General features: G+C 48.1%; 16 protein-coding genes and 1 other RNA gene. 13 read left to right on the top strand and 4 right to left on the bottom strand.

Annotation, left to right across the window (positions count from 1 at the left end; translation table 11 throughout):
- Nucleotides 1–10 precede the first annotated feature (10 nt).
- Nucleotides 11–754: a class I SAM-dependent DNA methyltransferase gene (locus C8J48_RS11295; protein WP_107726851.1), complete on the bottom strand. Its 744-nt coding sequence runs from the start codon at nucleotides 752–754 to the stop codon at nucleotides 11–13.
- A 234-nt stretch (nucleotides 755–988) separates the two neighbouring features.
- On the opposite strand from C8J48_RS11295, the gene C8J48_RS11290 reads away from it, so the two are divergent.
- Together C8J48_RS11290 and C8J48_RS11285 are read left to right on the top strand one after the other, a co-directional pair.
- Complete coding sequence (locus C8J48_RS11290) at nucleotides 989–2500, top strand: coproporphyrinogen III oxidase (RefSeq protein WP_107726849.1); 1512 nt, start codon at nucleotides 989–991, stop codon at nucleotides 2498–2500.
- A gap of 367 nt (nucleotides 2501–2867) precedes the next feature.
- A complete protein-coding gene (locus C8J48_RS11285) occupies nucleotides 2868–4037 on the top strand; it encodes a cation:proton antiporter (RefSeq protein WP_107726847.1) in 1170 nt (389 codons plus the stop codon).
- Between the two features lie 274 nt (nucleotides 4038–4311).
- Here the strand turns inward: C8J48_RS11285 and C8J48_RS11280 are convergent, their stop codons facing one another.
- Nucleotides 4312–5145 (bottom strand): glycerophosphodiester phosphodiesterase, encoded by an 834-nt coding sequence (locus tag C8J48_RS11280; protein ID WP_107726846.1) that lies wholly within the window; start codon nucleotides 5143–5145, stop codon nucleotides 4312–4314.
- Nucleotides 5146–5338: 193 nt separating this feature from the next.
- Between C8J48_RS11280 and C8J48_RS11275 the strand changes: the two genes are divergently transcribed.
- Complete coding sequence (locus C8J48_RS11275) at nucleotides 5339–6124, top strand: hypothetical protein (RefSeq protein WP_107726844.1); 786 nt, start codon at nucleotides 5339–5341, stop codon at nucleotides 6122–6124.
- Between the two features lie 26 nt (nucleotides 6125–6150).
- Here the strand turns inward: C8J48_RS11275 and C8J48_RS19220 are convergent, their stop codons facing one another.
- Entirely contained in the window at nucleotides 6151–6285 is a 135-nt protein-coding gene (locus tag C8J48_RS19220) for a hypothetical protein (protein ID WP_281261207.1), read from the bottom strand.
- A 502-nt stretch (nucleotides 6286–6787) separates the two neighbouring features.
- On the opposite strand from C8J48_RS19220, the gene hisS reads away from it, so the two are divergent.
- The 4 genes from hisS (at nucleotide 6788) to C8J48_RS11255 (ending at nucleotide 10886) form a co-directional block, all read left to right on the top strand.
- Nucleotides 6788–8050, top strand: a complete 1263-nt coding sequence (hisS, locus tag C8J48_RS11270; protein ID WP_107726842.1) for a histidine--tRNA ligase — start codon at nucleotides 6788–6790, stop codon at nucleotides 8048–8050.
- A 23-nt stretch (nucleotides 8051–8073) separates the two neighbouring features.
- Nucleotides 8074–9849: an aspartate--tRNA ligase gene (gene aspS, locus C8J48_RS11265; protein ID WP_425430479.1), complete on the top strand. Its 1776-nt coding sequence runs from the start codon at nucleotides 8074–8076 to the stop codon at nucleotides 9847–9849.
- A gap of 122 nt (nucleotides 9850–9971) precedes the next feature.
- Nucleotides 9972–10147: non-coding RNA, 6S RNA (ssrS, locus tag C8J48_RS11260), on the top strand.
- A gap of 154 nt (nucleotides 10148–10301) precedes the next feature.
- On the top strand, nucleotides 10302–10886 hold the full coding sequence (locus tag C8J48_RS11255; RefSeq protein WP_107726838.1) for a 5' nucleotidase, NT5C type: 585 nt from the start codon (nucleotides 10302–10304) through the stop codon (nucleotides 10884–10886).
- On the opposite strand, the gene C8J48_RS11250 is transcribed toward C8J48_RS11255, so the two are convergent.
- Entirely contained in the window at nucleotides 10878–11156 is a 279-nt protein-coding gene (locus tag C8J48_RS11250; protein WP_107726836.1) for a hypothetical protein, read from the bottom strand. The genes C8J48_RS11255 and C8J48_RS11250 overlap by 9 nt on opposite strands.
- Nucleotides 11157–11456: 300 nt before the next feature.
- Between C8J48_RS11250 and C8J48_RS11245 the strand changes: the two genes are divergently transcribed.
- The 6 genes from C8J48_RS11245 to C8J48_RS11220 all read left to right on the top strand — a co-directional run bounded on the left by C8J48_RS11245 (nucleotide 11457) and on the right by C8J48_RS11220 (nucleotide 17220).
- Entirely contained in the window at nucleotides 11457–11975 is a 519-nt protein-coding gene (locus C8J48_RS11245; RefSeq protein WP_107726834.1) for a DUF2269 family protein, read from the top strand.
- Nucleotides 11976–12380: 405 nt separating this feature from the next.
- Nucleotides 12381–13271, top strand: coding sequence for a hypothetical protein (locus tag C8J48_RS11240; protein ID WP_107726832.1), 891 nt, complete (start codon nucleotides 12381–12383; stop codon nucleotides 13269–13271).
- A gap of 272 nt (nucleotides 13272–13543) precedes the next feature.
- Nucleotides 13544–14305, top strand: coding sequence for an ABC transporter ATP-binding protein (locus C8J48_RS11235; protein ID WP_107726830.1), 762 nt, complete (start codon nucleotides 13544–13546; stop codon nucleotides 14303–14305).
- Complete coding sequence (locus tag C8J48_RS11230) at nucleotides 14274–15023, top strand: ABC transporter permease (RefSeq protein ID WP_107726828.1); 750 nt, start codon at nucleotides 14274–14276, stop codon at nucleotides 15021–15023. The genes C8J48_RS11235 and C8J48_RS11230 overlap by 32 nt, the downstream gene beginning before the upstream one ends.
- Before the next feature lie 20 nt (nucleotides 15024–15043).
- The gene (locus C8J48_RS11225) at nucleotides 15044–16531 is read left to right on the top strand and encodes a sensor histidine kinase (protein WP_107726826.1); all 1488 of its coding nucleotides are present in this window, start codon (nucleotides 15044–15046) and stop codon (nucleotides 16529–16531) included.
- Nucleotides 16531–17220: a response regulator transcription factor gene (locus C8J48_RS11220; protein WP_107726824.1), complete on the top strand. Its 690-nt coding sequence runs from the start codon at nucleotides 16531–16533 to the stop codon at nucleotides 17218–17220. Before C8J48_RS11225 ends, C8J48_RS11220 begins: the two co-directional genes overlap by 1 nt.
- Nucleotides 17221–17247: the final 27 nt, after the last annotated feature.

Here is a 17247-nt window from a genome sequence, read left to right as displayed (position 1 = left end):
AAATGCATTATTATCCACTTACTCCTTCCGATGATTTGCGAGCATAGAAAAAGGAACGACCAGTTTGATCCCAACCAAAAAGGGCGGCATCATGTACCTTTACATCGGAGAAGCCGGCTTCCTGCAATTCGCGGGTTACTTCCTCTTCCTCATAACAACGCTGTGTCAAGGTGAAATTAGTGCGATGCCAGTCATCTTGTTCCAAGGTAAACAGTGTAAAATCCATCTCAGCCAGGCGTTGCTCGTCGTAGCGGGATGTAACCATCACTGCGTGGTTCGTATGCACAATATGAAATTGACCCTGCCAGCGACGGTGGTATCCTTCCTGCATATTGAGATCAAAAAAGAAGACTCCTCCGGGCAATAGAGTGTGGTAAACATTCGTAAATGTTTGTTTTAATCCCTCCCACTCTAGGATGTGGTTTAAGCTGTCAAAAGTGGAGAGAGCGGCATGAAATTTCGTTTCCAAGTGAAACTCCCGTGCATCGGAGTGGAGGAAGTGGGCATGTGGTGCTTCCCGGCGGGCGATTTCCAGCATTGAAACGGATCCGTCCACCCCGGTTACATCCCACCCGGCTTCTGTCAGCTTTTTAGCCAATCCACCAGTGCCACAACACAAATCGAGGATGGAGGCGTCTGCTGGAAGATGACTTAGAATACGCTCTTCCAGGATGGGCCAGAATCGATCGGGAAAATAGCCCCAATGTTGATGATAGATTACGGCGAAGGGATCATATGCGTCAGGTTGACTCATACTTTTTCCTCCTTTTGGATGAGGGTTGAAAATATCTCTTCTACAAGACAGGAAAAGATCCTTTTCATTTGACAGATCCTGTTGAAAGAAACTGCGTCTCTACTAGGGGAAGAATTTATCCTTTACCGCTCCCGCGTTGATTTCCCGCTGCCGGTGGGATAGACTGGGGAAAGGTGAATTCGGGTTATCAAAGGGGGAAGACACCTTGCACCGGATGGGTGTCAGGTGAGACGGATGAAGCGATTACATGTATCCGGCATTGCTACGGCTTTTTATCGTGATCTGGAACTGATCGCCGGGTTGTTTTTTCCTGGAGTAAAAGTGGTGGAAAACCAAGAGGGGACGGATGCCATCGTCCATTTTACCGTGGATGAAGGCGATGAGGTAAAAGTGGCTGTCACCTTGAGCGATCCTGCCCACGATCAAGCTTGGCATGGCTCCCATCGTCGGGAGCATGTGTCGGCACAGGATGAACGGACCCGGCGCAAACGGGTAAAACAAGTGGTGAATCACGCCTTTCTGCAAGTATTGGAAGAAGCGTGTGGAATGCGGCAACCCTGGGGAATTCTAACCGGTGTGCGCCCGACCAAGTTGTTGCACAATCTGTTACTGGAAGGGATGTCCACAGCTGAGGCGAGGGCGATTCTGGAGCGGGATTACCGTTTGGCACCGAATAAGCTAGATCTATTGGATGAGATTGTGGAGCGGCAGACAACGGTGTTACCCGATCTGTATCGATTAGACCGGGAAGTTAGTTTATATGTCGGTATTCCCTTTTGTCCGACCAAATGCGCTTACTGTACGTTTCCCGCTTATGCCATCCAAGGGCGGAACGGATCAGTAGAAGATTTTCTGGAAGGGCTTCACTGGGAGATTGAAGCGACGGGAGAGTGGCTAAAAAATCGCGGCCTTCCGGTTACGACCATCTATTTTGGCGGAGGGACGCCCACCTCGATTACGGCGGAACAGTTGGAAGCTTTGTTTGAACGGATGAAAGCGTGTATTCCCAATTTTGATCGTGTACGGGAGTTGACGGTGGAGGCAGGTCGTCCCGATACGCTGGAGCGAGAAAAGTTGGATTTGTTGAAGCGATGGCAGGTGGATCGGATCAGTATCAATCCTCAAAGCTTCAAGGAGGATACGCTTAAACTGATCGGTCGCCACCACACGGTGAAAGAAACACTGGAAAAGTACGCGCTTGCCCGGGAAATGGGCTTAAACAATATCAATATGGATTTGATCATCGGTTTGCCTGGGGAAGGATTGGATACGTTTCGGCAGTCGCTGACAATGATGGAAGAGCTGATGCCGGAATCGCTAACGGTTCACACCCTTTCTTTTAAACGAGGGTCGCATATGACGCGAAACCCGGAAAAATATCCAGTGGCTCCCGGAGAAGTGATTGCGCGCATGGTGGCGGAGGCACGGGATTGGACGGGCAAACACGGCTATGTTCCCTACTACCTATACCGGCAAAAAAATATTCTCGGCAACCAGGAAAACGTCGGCTATGCACTTCCCGGTGAGGAGAGTCTCTACAACATCATCATCATGGAAGAGCGACAAACCATTATCGGTTTAGGATGTGGAGCGGTCAGTAAGATCATTTCCCCCACTAGCGGAAAAATCAATCGCTGGCCCAATCCCAAGGAACCTCAAGCTTATATCGATACTTACCGGACGCAGACGGAAAAAAAGCTGAAGACGTTAGATCAAGCTTATTGGGAATCAACCAAGGGGATATAAACGACAAATGCAAAGACGGCAAACAACTCGTCTGTAATGGACGGGTTGTTTTTTATTGCGCAAGTGAAAGCGATTGACGGGAATTCTTATGAAAATCGGTTTTTTCTTTTGCTTGAAAGGGTAACAGATAAAGGGTGACTGATTTTTGGGTCTCCTCTTTTTATGCTTCCATATCGAGGACAGCCTATAAATTGGGATATGTATAGGATGTGGAAGGTTGAGGAAACTGATGGAAGAGCTTTCTTTAACAAAATCCTCACTTATGGCAGAAACATTTAATGGTATCATGAACGGAGCTGAACCTAAGCCAAAGGTCCGTTCTTAAGGTTAAAAGTATGACAAAATTCTTATGACTGGTGGTGTTGTGATGCTATTTATAGCCACAATTTTAATCATCATTCTCAGCACAAAACTGGCCGGTGATCTCAGTGTAAGATTAGGCCAACCGTCGGTGCTGGGCAAGTTGCTCGTTGGAATTATCATCGGCCCTGCAGTGCTGGGTTGGGTTGATAATGATAATCTGATTGAGACGATGGCCGAGATCGGTGTGCTTCTGCTGATGTTTATCGCCGGTTTGGAAACGGATATCAAAGAGCTGAACCGGACTCGCAATTCCTCTGTTGCTGTGGGGGTAGGCGGAATTATTCTGCCATTGTTGGGTGGGTACTTCGCTGGTTTGGCATTTGGCTTGGATTCTCAACAATCCCTGTTTATCGGTCTGTTGTTGTCTGCCACTTCAGTCAGCATCACGGTGCAAACCTTAAAAGATCTCGGGCGTTTAGGTTCCCGCGAAAGTACTACCATCCTGGGTGCTGCGGTAGTAGATGATGTGTTGGTTGTGATTATGCTGGCGTTTATGATGAGTTTTGCCGGTGGGGAGGATGCGATCGCTTTGGTGATCGGCAAGAAATTCCTCTTCTTTGCAGCGATCGCTCTCTTGGGATGGAAAGTGGTTCCTTGGGTGATGAAGAAGCTGTCTCCTCTGAAAGTGAGCGAATCCCTCATCAGTGCAGCACTGATCGTTTGTTTCTTTTTCTCTTACCTGGCTGAAGAAATGGGAGTTGCCGGCATTATTGGAGCGTTTGCTGCCGGTGTAGCACTGTCTACCACTAAATACAAAGAAGAAGTGGAGCATAAGGTGGAACCGATTGCATATGCCATCTTTGTGCCTGTCTTTTTCGTCAGCATCGGTTTAAATGTCTCCTTTGCTGGACTTGCCGATCAAATCTGGTTGATCGTTGTGATGACGGTAATCGCTGTAATCACCAAATTGGTGGGCGGCACTGTCGGAGCGCGCTTAACCGGATTTGATAAAAAAAGTGCCCTTGGAATCGGTTCTGGGATGGTATCCCGGGGGGAAGTGGCGCTGATTATCGCGAGCACGGGTCTCACCGCAGAGCTTTTGAGTCAAGAGTATTTTACCGCGATGGTCTTGGTTATCATCTTGACCACTCTGATTGCACCGGTTCTCTTAAAGGTCTTCTTTGGAGATGCCAACGCGGAGTCAGAGAAAAAGGAAGAGACCGCTTCTTCTTGATCGATTCTTCGGTAAAAAATGCTCAGATACATGAAAAACGTCGGTATTTATGCCGACGTTTTTTAATGGATGGATTTTATAGTGACAATGATTGGTGTTCAATCATGTTCCAGCCCATTCTTTCGAGGCGTCGGGTAAAAATCCCCTTTTTTTCGATCGATTCAAGAAGTTCCTATCTCCTCTGTTGGAGGCTGATCAACAAACGACTATTTTTATCATAGGAAAACAAAAAAGAAAATCCTGGTATTCACCAGGATCAGGATTAGTGTTTTCTTCAGCGCAATCGGCCTAATTCGGGGAAATCCGTAATGACGCCGTCAACGCCGGCGGCCATCATTTGCCGGGCTTCGCTTTCGGCGCGGATGGTGTAGGGAGTGATTTTCATGCCGTTCGCATGGACGCGTTGCACCAGATCGTGATTCACCAAGCGTTGATTGGGATTGACATAGTCGGCATAGGTTGAAAACTGCCGCAGTTGCTCATCAGAGACGCCTTCAGGGGTGTAGCTGACCAAAACACCGACGGGGATGGTGGGTTGCAACCGATGGTAGTTTTTCATCACATCATGGTTGAACGATTGAACGATAATCTTGTCCGTCCGTTTATCCAGTTTTTTTTGTGCCAGAAGGAGGGCGACTTCCGCCTCAATGCCGGGATACAGTTCAGGGCTTTTTAACTCGATCAAAATGCCGATGTTTTTGCTGCGATAGCGATCCAGCACTTCGTTTAAGGTGGGAATCGGCTCCCCAGCAAATTCTTCTCCAAACCAACTGCCTGCATCCAGTTGTTTGATTTCCTCCAATGTAAGGTCGCCGATATACCCGGTTCCATCAGTAGTTCGATCAACCGTATTGTCGTGAAGAATGACAAGATGACCGTCTTTACTGCGTTGCACATCCACTTCAAAATAATCGGCTTTCATCGTTACGGCCTTGTCAAAAGCGGCGATGGTGTTTTCCGGCGCATAACCAGATGCTCCCCGGTGGGCGATGTTTAAAAATTGGGATTTAGTAGCGGTTGTTTCCGCTCCTGCTCCATGGGGCAGCAAAATTCCGCTGAATAAAAGGACACCCGCTATCCCAGCCAACAATGTTTTGATCTTGGGCATGAGTCACACTCCTTAGTGGATAAGTCGTGCACTAGTATAGTTATTATTTGTAAAAGCACTTTAAAAGAAGTGAAAAAATTGGATAAATGTTGTTGGCTGATTATTAAGTTTGATTGTGACAAATGGATTGGACAAAAAGTCGTCATTGTCCAACAATAGAAAGGGAGAACGAAAATGGAAAGGGTGAGGGCATATGGGAGCACCGTTAGAGGATTTTGGACCGGATTGGTTGGTAAAACGGCTGCAGAAGGAGAGCGGAAAGGATTATATGTTGCTTCTTCCATTTAGTCTTGCTTATCAGGATGGATCGTATTATATAACAATCGTTCCCAACACCGATCACGTAGGCATTGACCGTAGGGGGGGAGGTGATCAACCTCAGGCCCGTGTAGACCAAGAGTCGGGAAAAGCGATTCCACAGAAAATCCGGCGTGAGCTTTTGCGAGAGGCGATGAAATTAGAGTGGTGGGAGCATTTTTTGCTTGAATACAATGATTTGGAGGAGACATCCTTGGTCGGGGAGTGGAAGGAGGTTGGTAATGCGTTAAAAGGATTGGAAAAGTCAGCTGATCGTCTAACCCCTGCACAGCGGAAAACGCTTGCTTCGCTGATCAATGGATTTGATGCGTTGGCAGAGAAAGATCCGACACAACAGGTTGGAAAATTGATTCAGGAACATGAGGAATATATCACCCGTCTGGTTGGAAATCACGCGGAGGAAAAAGAATGGCAGCGGTTGCTCAATGGTTATGATAAAGCCTGTAAGATTCTAACAGAGCATCAACGTGAGGCGGAGCCGGTGCTACAAGCGTGTCAGGAGTGGTTGGGCGAGGTAAAGGATCATTTTCCCGCCCGTCGCTGGTGGTCTTTTTTGCGCTATCAACGTTGTGTAAAAGAAGTGGAGAGTTCCGCAAATTGGCTTTCCTTCACATTGGAGCAACTGTTGTTTGAGGAGCTGTATACGCTGGTTGAAAAATAAAAAAAGCCCCAAGGGGCGGAAGGGGATTAAAAATAGCAGTTATCGATTTGCTGTTTAATCCATTGGTCGGAGCAGCATTCCTTGAGAACGGATTCGCGATTTTTCTCAATCTTCTTGCCGCAGACGGGACATATTTCCTCTTGGACCGGCTTGGTTTGCATCGGGCTTTCCTCCCGTTCCAGGTTGAAGTAATTATACTATAACAGTTTATGAATATCAATAACTGTTACGCAACAATAAATACAGATTTAGGCAGCCTTGTTTTTGGGGGTACGATCAAACTTTTTCCCCCAATGTCTTGACTTTTTCCCTCCCTTCCCGTAGACTTCTGTATCAACAGCATTTTACTTCAATCGACAGATCAACGCTGATGATGGGAGAGTAACCGTGCCATGGGCAACCAGAGAGGAGGCGCCATCAGGCTGCAAGCGCCACTATGCCACACCACGGCGAAAGACACCCGGAGGTTTCGGAGCGAACCCCTTCTATGGGGGCAGTAGACCCGAACGTTTGCCGGACGATACCCGGCCTGAAAGTGGGAGGCGTAGGATGCGTCTTCAACCAAGGGTGGTACCGCGGGAGCTAATCTCTCGTCCCTGACAACAAGGTCAGTGGCGGGGGATTTTTTAATACAGAAAAACAAGGAAAAAGGAGGCGAAAGGGATGAATTTTCGCGTACCGCGCGGCACGGTTGACCTGATGCCCGGCGAAGTGGAGAAATGGCAGTATATCGAGGAAAAAGCCCGAGAATGGTGTCGGCGCTATCATTTCTCTGAGGTGCGGACGCCGCTGTTTGAACAGACAGAGCTGTTCCGCCGGGGTGTGGGCGAGACGACGGACATTGTGGAGAAGGAGATGTATACGTTTGAAGACCGAGGTGGGCGCAGTTTGACACTGCGGCCGGAGGGAACGGCTGGGGTGGTTCGCTCCTTTGTGGAGAAAAAAGTATATGGCGATCCCCAACCCACCAAATGGTACTACATCGGGCCAATGTACCGCTATGAACGGCCACAAGCGGGCAGACAACGACAGTTCCACCAATTTGGCGTCGAAGTGTTTGGAACGGAGGACCCGTTGACGGATGCGGAAGTAATCGATCTTGGGTTTCAATTTTACCGTTCCCTCGGATTGGATGGGGTGCAGGTAGAGTTGAATAGTGTCGGTTGCCACCGTTGTCGCCCGCTGTTTCGGGAAAAGCTGGTTGCCTACCTTACGCCTCGCCGGGAGGAATTGTGTAAAGATTGTCAGTCTCGCATGGAACGGAATCCGATGCGCATCCTGGATTGTAAAAATGAGACCTGCCAAGCGATCACTGCGGAAGCGCCACGGATGGTGGATCATCTTTGTGATGATTGTGAGTCCCATTTTGCTGCGGTTAAAAAAGGATTGGATGAACTTCAGGTGCCGTTTGTTCTTAATACACGGCTGGTACGCGGCTTGGATTATTACACCCAAACCGCTTTTGAATATATCGTCGAGGGGGTTTCCGGCTCTCTCGGTGGCGGCGGTCGCTATAACGGTCTCGTGCAGGACGTGGGCGGACCCGATATGCCGGGCATCGGGTTTGGGATCGGGTTAGAGCGGGTGCTGCTCGCTTTGGAGCTCCAAGAAGTGGAGCTGCCGCTCTCGATAGAAGTGGACTGCTTTTTGGCCACCATCGGTGAGGAGGCACAGCAGCGGTCGTTATCGTTATTACAAGCCCTACGTCAAGCCGGTTGCTCGGTGGAACGGGATGCGTTGGGGCGCAAAATGAAGGGACAGCTAAAAGCGGCGGATCGGATGAATGCCCGTTTGGTGGCGATTCTGGGAGATGAGGAGCTTCAGAATAACCAAGTTGTCGTCAAGGAATTGGCCACCGGTGTCCAGGAGACGATCCAACTGGATAAGCTGGTGGAATATGTACGGGATAAACGGATGCATGGATAAGGGAGGAAACGCTGTTGGAATCGATTTATCGGACCCATCCTTGTGGCGAGCTTACCACTGCTGAAGTGGGGCAGGGAGTGATTTTAAATGGATGGGTACAGAAGCGACGTAACTTCGGGGATTTAATCTTTATCGATCTGCGTGATCGCTCTGGAACGGTACAAGTGGTGTGCAATCAAGCGGTTTCGGAGGAAGCGGCCCATGTGGCGGATCAAGTGCGTGGTCAATATGTGCTGGCGGTGCGGGGGGAAGTGATTGCCCGCTCAGAGGAGACCATCAACCCCAAAATGAAGACGGGGAGAATCGAGGTGCAGGCAGAAGAAATCACGATTCTCAACGCCTCCAAAACACCGCCGTTTGCGGTGGAGGATGAGGTGGAGGTAGATGAGTCCATCCGGCTCAAATACCGTTACCTCGATCTAAGACGGCCAATGATGCAACAAACGCTACTGTTGCGTCATCAAGCGATGCAAGCGACTCGCCGCTTTTTATCGGAAAAGGGCTTTATCGAAGTAGAAACGCCGATGCTGACCAAAAGCACACCGGAAGGGGCTCGGGACTACTTGGTACCCAGCCGTGTGCATGAAGGCCAGTTTTATGCTTTGCCGCAGTCGCCGCAAATTTTTAAGCAATTGTTGATGATCTCGGGGATGGAACGCTACTTTCAGATTGTACGTTGTTTTCGGGATGAGGATTTACGGGCAGACCGGCAACCGGAATTTACCCAGATCGATATTGAAGCTTCTTTTCTAGATCCGGATGTGTTCCAATCCATGATGGAAGAGCTGGTCGCCTCCATTTTCCGTGAAACGATCGCAGTAGAAGTGCCGCGGCCGTTTCCCCGCCTCACCTATCAGGAAGCGATGGAGCGGTTTGGTTCCGACCGCCCGGATTTGCGATTTGGAATGGAGTTGGTTGATCTCTCCCCCATTTTGAAGGAGACTTCCTTTAAAGTGTTTGCATCCACCATCGCCGCCGGTGGCGCGGTGAAGGCGATCAATGTAAAAGGGCAAGGCGGATGGAGCCGTAAGGAGATCGATCAGTGGGGGGCAGTCGCTCAGGAATTGGGTGCCAAAGGCTTGGCGTGGGTGGCGTTAAAAGCGGAAGGGCCCAAAGGGCCGGTAGCTAAGTTCCTGTCGGAGCAGGAGTTGGCGGATGTGATGGAAGCGGCACAAGCGGAATCTGGCGACCTCTTATTCTTTATGGCCGACACGCGCAAGGTGACGGCAGAGGTGCTGGGGGAATTACGGGTACGCTTGGCCAAAGCATTGGACCTGATTCCAGAAGGAGAATTCCGGTTTACCTGGGTGACGGACTTTCCGCTCCTCTCCTACGATGAGGAGGAGGGACGCTGGTATGCGGAACATCATCCCTTCACCAACCCACGGGAAGAGGATATTCCGTTGTTAAAAACCGATCCCGGCAAAGTGCGGGCCAAGGCGTACGATATGGTGCTAAACGGCTTTGAAATCGGAGGCGGGAGTCAGCGCATCCATCGCCGCGAAGTGCAGGAAGCGATGTTTGAAGCACTCGGCTTTACCATGGATGAGGCGAGAGAACAATTTGGGTTCTTGATGGAGGCATTTGAATATGGGGCTCCCCCTCATGGCGGAATCGCCTTTGGTTTTGACCGGATTGTGATGTTGTTGGCGGGCCGGTCCAATCTGCGGGAAACAATTGCTTTCCCCAAGACCGCCAGCGCCAGCTGTTTGATGACACAAGCCCCTGCCCCGGTGGATGATCGTCAGTTGCAGGAATTGCATATTATGCGACGTAAGCAAAGCTCAACCGAGGAGTAAAATCCGTTCACACTATCCTTAAACTCGACTGTGTTGAAGAGTGAGGATGCCACTAGACGGAATCCTGAAGACACGTTTTCCGGTTGCTAAAGGAAATTGGCTGTGTTAACATAGGAATACAAAGAGCCCTGCGATGTCCGTGGTTGGCCGACAGTTTTGAGCCAACACCTTACCAACGGGAGCCTGAAGTCAACCATGCGCGCGAATGCCCTAGACGGGACTCGTAACCATGGTTGCAGGGCACCCACCTGCCGAGAGCAGGTTCAAAACTCAGGTGACACGGCATAATGGGGCTCGCATTTTTTGATCTTTAAATGATAAAACAAGTAAGTCCGCCAGATGGCGGGCTTTTCTTTTTATGTGCTTGTTTTGATAATGCTTCTTCAGCGTGAGATAATAAAGAGGGTCGATTCTGTGGTTAGAATTTTGCAAGGGATGAAAGGGGTTTGTCCATGATCATCGGAGTGGATATTGATGGAACGATTAAAAATACGCATCAAGCCGCCGTACATATCTTCAATGAAGAATTAAACCGCTCAGTCAAAGAAGAAGAGGTAACGGACTTTTATCTGGATAAAGCTTACGGATTGAGCAAACGGGAGAGCACCCGCCTGTGGCGCAAGCTGGAAGCGCGCATCTATTCCCTGGGAGTTCCCTTGCCCCATGCATCGCAAACACTCAGCCGCCTCGCGCAGGAAGGTCACCGCATCTACTTTATCACGGCGCGTCCCGGGATGAAAAAAGTGGTGCAGGTAACGGAAAAGTGGCTGACGGAGCACGGCTTCCCCTTCGATGGAAACAATCTGAAGATGGGGTGCCAAGACAAAGCGGCAGTGGCTCGGGATTTAGGCGTTGAACTCTTTTTTGAAGATGCGCCCCATCATCTAGATAAGTTGGTGGCAGCCAGGGTGCCCACCGTGATTGTCGATGCCGTCTACAATCGGGATTATCCCCACAACCTGCCGCGCATCGAAAGCTGGGATGAAGCGGAGGCGTGGGTGAAGAATCCGCCACAGATGAATAAAATCTTAAAATAGATCCATTGATTGTATCGATTGTTTTCGCAATGGGGTGGGTGGGTTATAACGGATCAACTGCGCTTCTTTTTCCACTTGGCTTTCATATTCGGGCCGAATGCGAGACGCCCTCCAATAATGGGTGTGGTAAGGACCGTGGATGGAGCAAACAATCCATAGACCCGTTTGGGCTTCAGCAAACCTTTCCACATCCTGCTGATAGGTGAAAATAAAGCTGTGACGAGAATCCGTATACTTCTTCCAACGATTTTGCGGATCACGTAATAACACCGAATCCCTCCAAAAAGAGTGCCTTTATCTTCTTTATTCGAATGGTAAATTGATTTTTTGTCCACAAAAGGTGGATACATGAAAAAAATATTTGCTTCACCTTTGAAAAACCTTTTTGTTGTGCAGGCGACGGTATTTGCATGACTAACAAGGTTTTATTTTGTTTGGCCTTTGTTTTATCCTTTTTTAATTATTGTTTTGGAGTTATTTGAGAAAGTGAGGATACCATACTGTCTGTAGCGGTGGTGCGAGGGAAGAGTGAAGCTGATAGGCCGATCGGATGAAGGGAGTGAAAATCAAATGGGGAAATTAACGGTAAAGCAACGAAAGTGGCTATTATCGCTTCATCTTTTATTTGCTGCCATTCTGTTTGGAGTGACAGTCGCTTTTCTCATTTTAACTTTGACAGCTGCCAATACTCGTGATCCTGAAGTGTTACAAGCGTGCTATACCAGCATGCATATTCTGGCCAAGACAAGTGTGCGCGCTTCTACCATCGGTACGGTTGTAACCGGAATCTTACTCTCCGTTTTAACCCGTTGGGGATTGTTTCGATTTTATTGGATTATCGCCAAAGAAGTGTTGACGCTATTTTCGATTGGTTTAGGCGTTGTTGGTATGGTTGTTTGGACCTTGCAGGGGATTACCATGACGACGGCCACCGACTTTCATGCATCCAACCCGGCTTTTATCGTTAATCAACAACAGCTACTAGTGGGAATTATCCTGCAAATCATCTTTTTGATAGCGATGTTTCTGTTGTCCGTTTTTAAACCCTGTGGGAAACGAAAACGCTCCATCAAAACGACAACGGCTTAAGCAAGAATGCGGATCGGATCCAAGGACTATTTCAGGAGAGGGTAAAAAGCAGGATGGGGCCGACATTGACGGTTCTGTTCTGCTGTTTTTAAATCAGCACAACGGAAACCATCCATCCTGCGCGCTCACTACGACCTCTCTTTCAATCCCGTCTTTGCAATTACCCTTGTGATTGGGTTATTCATAACGTCCGAAGAGATCGACGCAAACACAGAGTAGGGCCAATATCGACGGCCGCTGCTCTGTTTTTTTATGAATCCTTCGTTTTATTCTTTTTTAAGATTTCCTTTAGAGTCGATAGAGAGACAGTGGCTATGATGAAAATCGAAAGCACCACCCCATGTAAATAGGGAGAAGGAATCTGCCAAGGGTGGGCTTCATTTTAAATCGATGGGGGAGAAGATGATGAGGAAAAAGTGGATCACGATGGGGGTTTGTGCGGGGATCGGTGCCGTGCTGTTGATTGGTAGCGGTTTTGCCAATGCAGCGAACACTTCCGGCTATGATGCGTACAAATCTGCACTAAAAAACACCAAAGCGGTCAACAGCGTGACTGGTGAGTTTACCGTCGCTGTTTCGGATCAAGAGAAGAAAATCTTTGCGGTGGATGCGACCGTTAAAAAGAATCAAACAGAGCAAACGGCAAGCTCTGCTGTAACCCTCGACAACGGAACAAAAACCCATTCTTTCAATGTCTTTCATCAAGATGAGAAAACAATTATCAAACGAGAGGATCGCGATGGTTATCAGGTGATTCAAACTGAAGGGGGCAAAAGGGAGCATCAGCGTGAAAACGCGGAAATCGCCCCTGAGATGGAAAATGTAGTGGATGCCTTGGTTGGCAATCTGCGCCAACAGATGGCATTGGAGGAGCGAGCGAACGGTAGTCGACAAGTATCGATGCAGCTGAGCGGAAGCCAGGTGCCTGCCGTTGCTGATGCAGTGGGGGCAATGGTAATCAAGAATGCCGCCAACCATCACGGATCAGGGAAGCAGCAGGATAAAAATCCGTTTGTTCCTGCTGATGTCAAACCGCAACTTCCACCATTGACGAAAAATATCAAGGTAGAGGGTATCAACCTGGATGCGACGATTAACCCGAAGGATACTCTTGAACGGCAAACCGTGACACTCAATATTAGCGGTAAAGATGACGCCGGAAGAGATCATCACGTGACAATCAAAATCGACGCTGTCTTCTCTGATTTTAACCAAACCACCGCTGACTCGGTCAATTTAAAGGGAAAGAAAGTGGAAACAGTAAAGCGCGACGAATGGAAACACCGTTCCCATTGATCGACTACTCAGCGGAGTCTCCAAAGACCCCAACCGTCTAGCGGCCACACATGTTTTTCTTTTGGTCGCTGGTGGGGGGTGGAGAAGACGGAGTGGTCATCCTTTCATCGTTGAAAGGGAAAGAGGCGTGAAGACGGAGATCGGGACCCGGGCTCACTTTGTCATCAAGCTGGCAAGACTTGTATCTTAACTGTTCTGTAACGGAGAGGTCTCAACCGGACAGAGATGAGTGCTGTCCGGTTGAACCAATCCAAAGAAAGGAGTGATCACCGATGGAAAAAGTATTACACGTACAAGCATTAACCAAACAATATCGTAACGGGCGCGGGGTTGAGGATGTCTGTTTCGATGTTTATAAAGGGGATGTATATGGGCTTTTCGGTCCCAATGGAGCGGGAAAAACGACGGTTTTAAAAGTGATTACGGGTTTATGTATCGCTGATAAAGGAACGGTTCAGCTATTTGGACACCGAATCCGTGATCAGTTTGAGACGGCGATGGAGCGGGTTAGTGCGGTGATTGAGACAGCGATTGCCTATGATTATATGAGCGGTGCGGAAAATTTACGATTGGTTAGTCGTTTTTATCCGGATCTGCCGAAGGGGCGGATCGATGAAGTGTTGGAGCAGGTAGGGCTTACTTCTTATCAATACGAAAAAGTGAGCCAGTATTCTTTAGGAATGAAACAACGGCTGGCACTGGCAGCTTCTCTTTTATCCCATCCGCGGTTGTTGATCTGGGATGAACCCACCAACGGTCTGGATATTGAGGGTATGGTGGAGGTGCGAAGGCTGATTCAGCGTCTGGCCAGGGAGCAAGAAATTACCTTTTTAATCTCGAGTCACATGATTCATGAGATGGAGCAAATATGCAATCGCGTCGGTTTCATCTACAAGGGCAAGCTGTTTCGCCAGGGGAATCTTAAAGAACTGTTAAATGATCACCAAACGCTAGAACAGATTTATCTAAACGAGATTCAAGGGATCAAGGAGGGGAATCCCGATGCATCGTATTTACGCCAATCTGTTGAATGAGGTGCAAAAGCTGTGGCTACAGCGAAGAACAAAACTGTTTTTGGTACTGACTGCCTTTATTCCTATTGTGACGGCAATTGTATTGACCGCTTTTCAGAGCAGTACTAGTTTCTCCATCGGTCTTGGTTCTGATTTTCCACTGTTGATGCTGGGTTTGTTTACTTCTGTCTTTTTGCCGCTGTTTATTTTTATGGCCGCAGCCGATTCCTTTTCCGGTGAAGAGGAGGCAGGCACTCTTAAAATCGTACTGGTTCGTCCCATTGCCCGCTCTAAAATATTTGCATCCAAAATATTGGCGATTGCTGTTGCGATCGTGGTATATCTGACAACTCTATGGTTGATGTCCACTTTTACAGGACTTTTCCTAGGTGGTGGCGAATGGTTTTCCGGATTGATTGACAGTGTGAAAGCTTATCTAGCTACAGGTGTCTCGATGATGGCGGTGGCGTTGGTGGCTGTCGCAATTGCCCAATGGGTAAAAAGCAGTACCACGACACTAGTTTTGACTATTTTCATCTATGCGATTGCGAAGTTGCTCCCGTTTTTATTTCCACAAGCTGATCATTGGTCCGTTTTTGCCTATACGGATTGGTATACGCTCTGGATAGGGAGCACCGCTGCTTGGGGTACACTAATCAATGGATTTTTGTTTTTACTTTCCAGCAGTATGCTGCTATACACGCTCGGATGGTACCGGTTTGAGCAGAAACAATTTTAGGGAAGTTAGGAGATCCACCGATGTCGATCCGGATGAAATTGTTGTTTTCGTTTATCGCGATGATTTTAATCCCGTTGGTTTTGTTTTGTCTGGTGGTGACTGTGCTGTTAGCTGTTTTTTCGCAGGAGATTGTCGATGTTAACGAATACTACGGTGTAGGTGATGGCAGGGAGTCGGTTCAAAACGTCAAACAGTTCTTTGATCAACGGAATGATCTGTTTGCTGGAATCAAATTTATCTCCCGCTATGAACCGGATCGATTAGTCGATGCAGCGTTTTTAAAAGAAGTGGATGGTCAATTTCGGCAGGTGCGGTCGGGATTGGTGATTCAAACAGACAATCAGATCCTATATCAGTCCCCCTTTCTAGAGGAGAGCAATATTCTCGCTCAATTACAGAGGCCAGGGGCTCATCAGAAAGGCAATCATATGGTAAAATCCGATGGTCGTCTGTTTGTGGTGGAAAAGCATTCATTTACATTTGCGGATGGCCGGACAGGCACGATGATTCTCGTTAGCGATTCAAGCCAGTTGATTGAGTTTGTGCGTAAGTTTTTACCGCTGTTGATTCTCTCCTTGTTACTGGTGATCGGCTTAACCAATGGTGTGTTAACCTTTTTGCTTTCCCGCAGTATCATTAAACCTCTCTTTACGCTGAAACATGCGGCGGAGCATATCAAAGAGGGCAACCTCGACCATGAGGTACGCCTAAACAGAAAAGATGAGATTGGGCAATTGGGAGCCACCTTTGAGGAGATGCGCTCCCGTTTAAAAGAATCGATCCAGACTCAGCTCCAATATGAAGAGAACCGCAAAGAACTGATCTCCAATATCTCACACGACTTAAAAACGCCGATTACCGCGATCAAGGGGTGTGCCGAAGGCATTCGTGACGGAATCGCCGACACTGATGAAAAGCGAGATAAATATATCGATATGATCTATAAAAAAGCGGTCGATATGGACCACTTAATCGATGAGTTGTTTTTGTTTTCCAAACTGGATCTAAAGCGAGTGCCCTTTCACTTTGAGCATGTGGATATCGTCGCCTTTTTGCAGGAATATGTAGAGGAACTTCATCATAGTCCGCAAATGAACGGAATCCAGGTTGAATTTCAAGCTGCCAACCATAGGATTGATGTGATTGCCGACCGCGAAAAGCTAGGACGGGTCATTTCAAACATTGTCGATAACAGTGTCAAGTATATGGACAAAGCGGAAAAACAGATTCGCTTTGGATTAGTTGAAGCCGAAGACAAGGTAACGGTTACGATTGAGGATAATGGACAGGGGATTGCGCCGGAGGCTTTGCCGCATATTTTTGATCGGTTTTACCGAGCGGAAGAATCACGAAATACATCCACCGGTGGCAGCGGTCTCGGACTGGCAATCGTCAAGCATATTGTAAATGAACACGGTGGTCACATTTGGGCGGAAAGCGAACTGGGAGTGGGAACACACATCTATTTTGCATTGCCAAAACCGAATGGAATAAGTGGTGACGAGTGATGAAAAGGATCTTAATCATTGAAGACGAAACGGTGATTGCCGAAGTGGAGAAGGATTATCTGGAGGCGAATGGATTTGCGGTGGAGGTCGCAGCGAGTGGTGACATCGGTTTGCAAAAGGCGATGGATGAACCCTACGATCTGATTATTCTCGATTTGATGTTGCCCAAAGTAGACGGCTTTGAAATTTGCAAACAGCTGCGTCAATCGAAAGAGATCCCGATTTTGATGGTTTCCGCCAAAAAAGAAGACATCGATAAAATTAGAGGTCTGGGGTTAGGGGCAGACGACTATATCATCAAGCCATTTAGTTTAAGCGAACTGACTGCCCGGGTAAAGGCTCATCTCGCCCGTTATGATCGCTTGATCGGAAGCCGCGAACAAAAACAAAACGAAATTCGCATCCGTGGCATTCGTATCGACCAGTTATCCCGAAGAGTGTTTGTCAATGAACGAGAAGTTTTTTTTACCTCCAAGGAATACGATCTGTTACAGTTTTTGATGACACGTCCCAACCAGGTATTTAGCAAGGATCATCTGTTTGAACGGATTTGGGGATTGGATTCCCTTGGTGATACCGCAGCGGTTACCGTCTATATCAGCAAACTGCGGGAAAAAATCGAACTCAACCCATCCAAGCCGCAGTATATTGAAACAATCTGGGGTGTGGGGTACCGGTTTAATTTATAACGGGGAACTGATTATGTAGCAGTTTTC

Origin of the sequence: Desmospora activa DSM 45169 (genome assembly GCF_003046315.1) — a bacterium.
Classification (GTDB): Bacteria; Bacillota; Bacilli; order Thermoactinomycetales; family DSM-45169; genus Desmospora; species Desmospora activa.
The sequence above is the reverse complement of the archived record's forward strand: the minus strand, read 5'-3'. Positions and strand labels throughout refer to the sequence as shown.

Excerpts from the sequence above, each read along its gene's own strand:
- C8J48_RS11225 (WP_107726826.1), top strand. The coding sequence starts at position 15,044 with ATGTCGATCCGGATGAAATTGTTGTTTTCGTTTATCGCGATGATTTTA.
- C8J48_RS11235 (WP_107726830.1), top strand. The coding sequence starts at position 13,544 with ATGGAAAAAGTATTACACGTACAAGCATTAACCAAACAATATCGTAAC.
- C8J48_RS11275 (WP_107726844.1), top strand. The coding sequence starts at position 5,339 with ATGGGAGCACCGTTAGAGGATTTTGGACCGGATTGGTTGGTAAAACGG.
- C8J48_RS11255 (WP_107726838.1), top strand. The coding sequence starts at position 10,302 with ATGATCATCGGAGTGGATATTGATGGAACGATTAAAAATACGCATCAA.
- C8J48_RS11245 (WP_107726834.1), top strand. The coding sequence starts at position 11,457 with ATGGGGAAATTAACGGTAAAGCAACGAAAGTGGCTATTATCGCTTCAT.
- C8J48_RS11285 (WP_107726847.1), top strand. The coding sequence starts at position 2,868 with ATGCTATTTATAGCCACAATTTTAATCATCATTCTCAGCACAAAACTG.
- C8J48_RS11230 (WP_107726828.1), top strand. The coding sequence starts at position 14,274 with ATGCATCGTATTTACGCCAATCTGTTGAATGAGGTGCAAAAGCTGTGG.
- C8J48_RS11295 (WP_107726851.1), bottom strand. The coding sequence starts at position 754 with ATGAGTCAACCTGACGCATATGATCCCTTCGCCGTAATCTATCATCAA.
- C8J48_RS11280 (WP_107726846.1), bottom strand. The coding sequence starts at position 5,145 with ATGCCCAAGATCAAAACATTGTTGGCTGGGATAGCGGGTGTCCTTTTA.
- C8J48_RS11290 (WP_107726849.1), top strand. The coding sequence starts at position 989 with ATGAAGCGATTACATGTATCCGGCATTGCTACGGCTTTTTATCGTGAT.
- hisS (WP_107726842.1), top strand. The coding sequence starts at position 6,788 with ATGAATTTTCGCGTACCGCGCGGCACGGTTGACCTGATGCCCGGCGAA.
- C8J48_RS19220 (WP_281261207.1), bottom strand. The coding sequence starts at position 6,285 with ATGCAAACCAAGCCGGTCCAAGAGGAAATATGTCCCGTCTGCGGCAAG.
- C8J48_RS11220 (WP_107726824.1), top strand. The coding sequence starts at position 16,531 with ATGAAAAGGATCTTAATCATTGAAGACGAAACGGTGATTGCCGAAGTG.
- C8J48_RS11240 (WP_107726832.1), top strand. The coding sequence starts at position 12,381 with ATGAGGAAAAAGTGGATCACGATGGGGGTTTGTGCGGGGATCGGTGCC.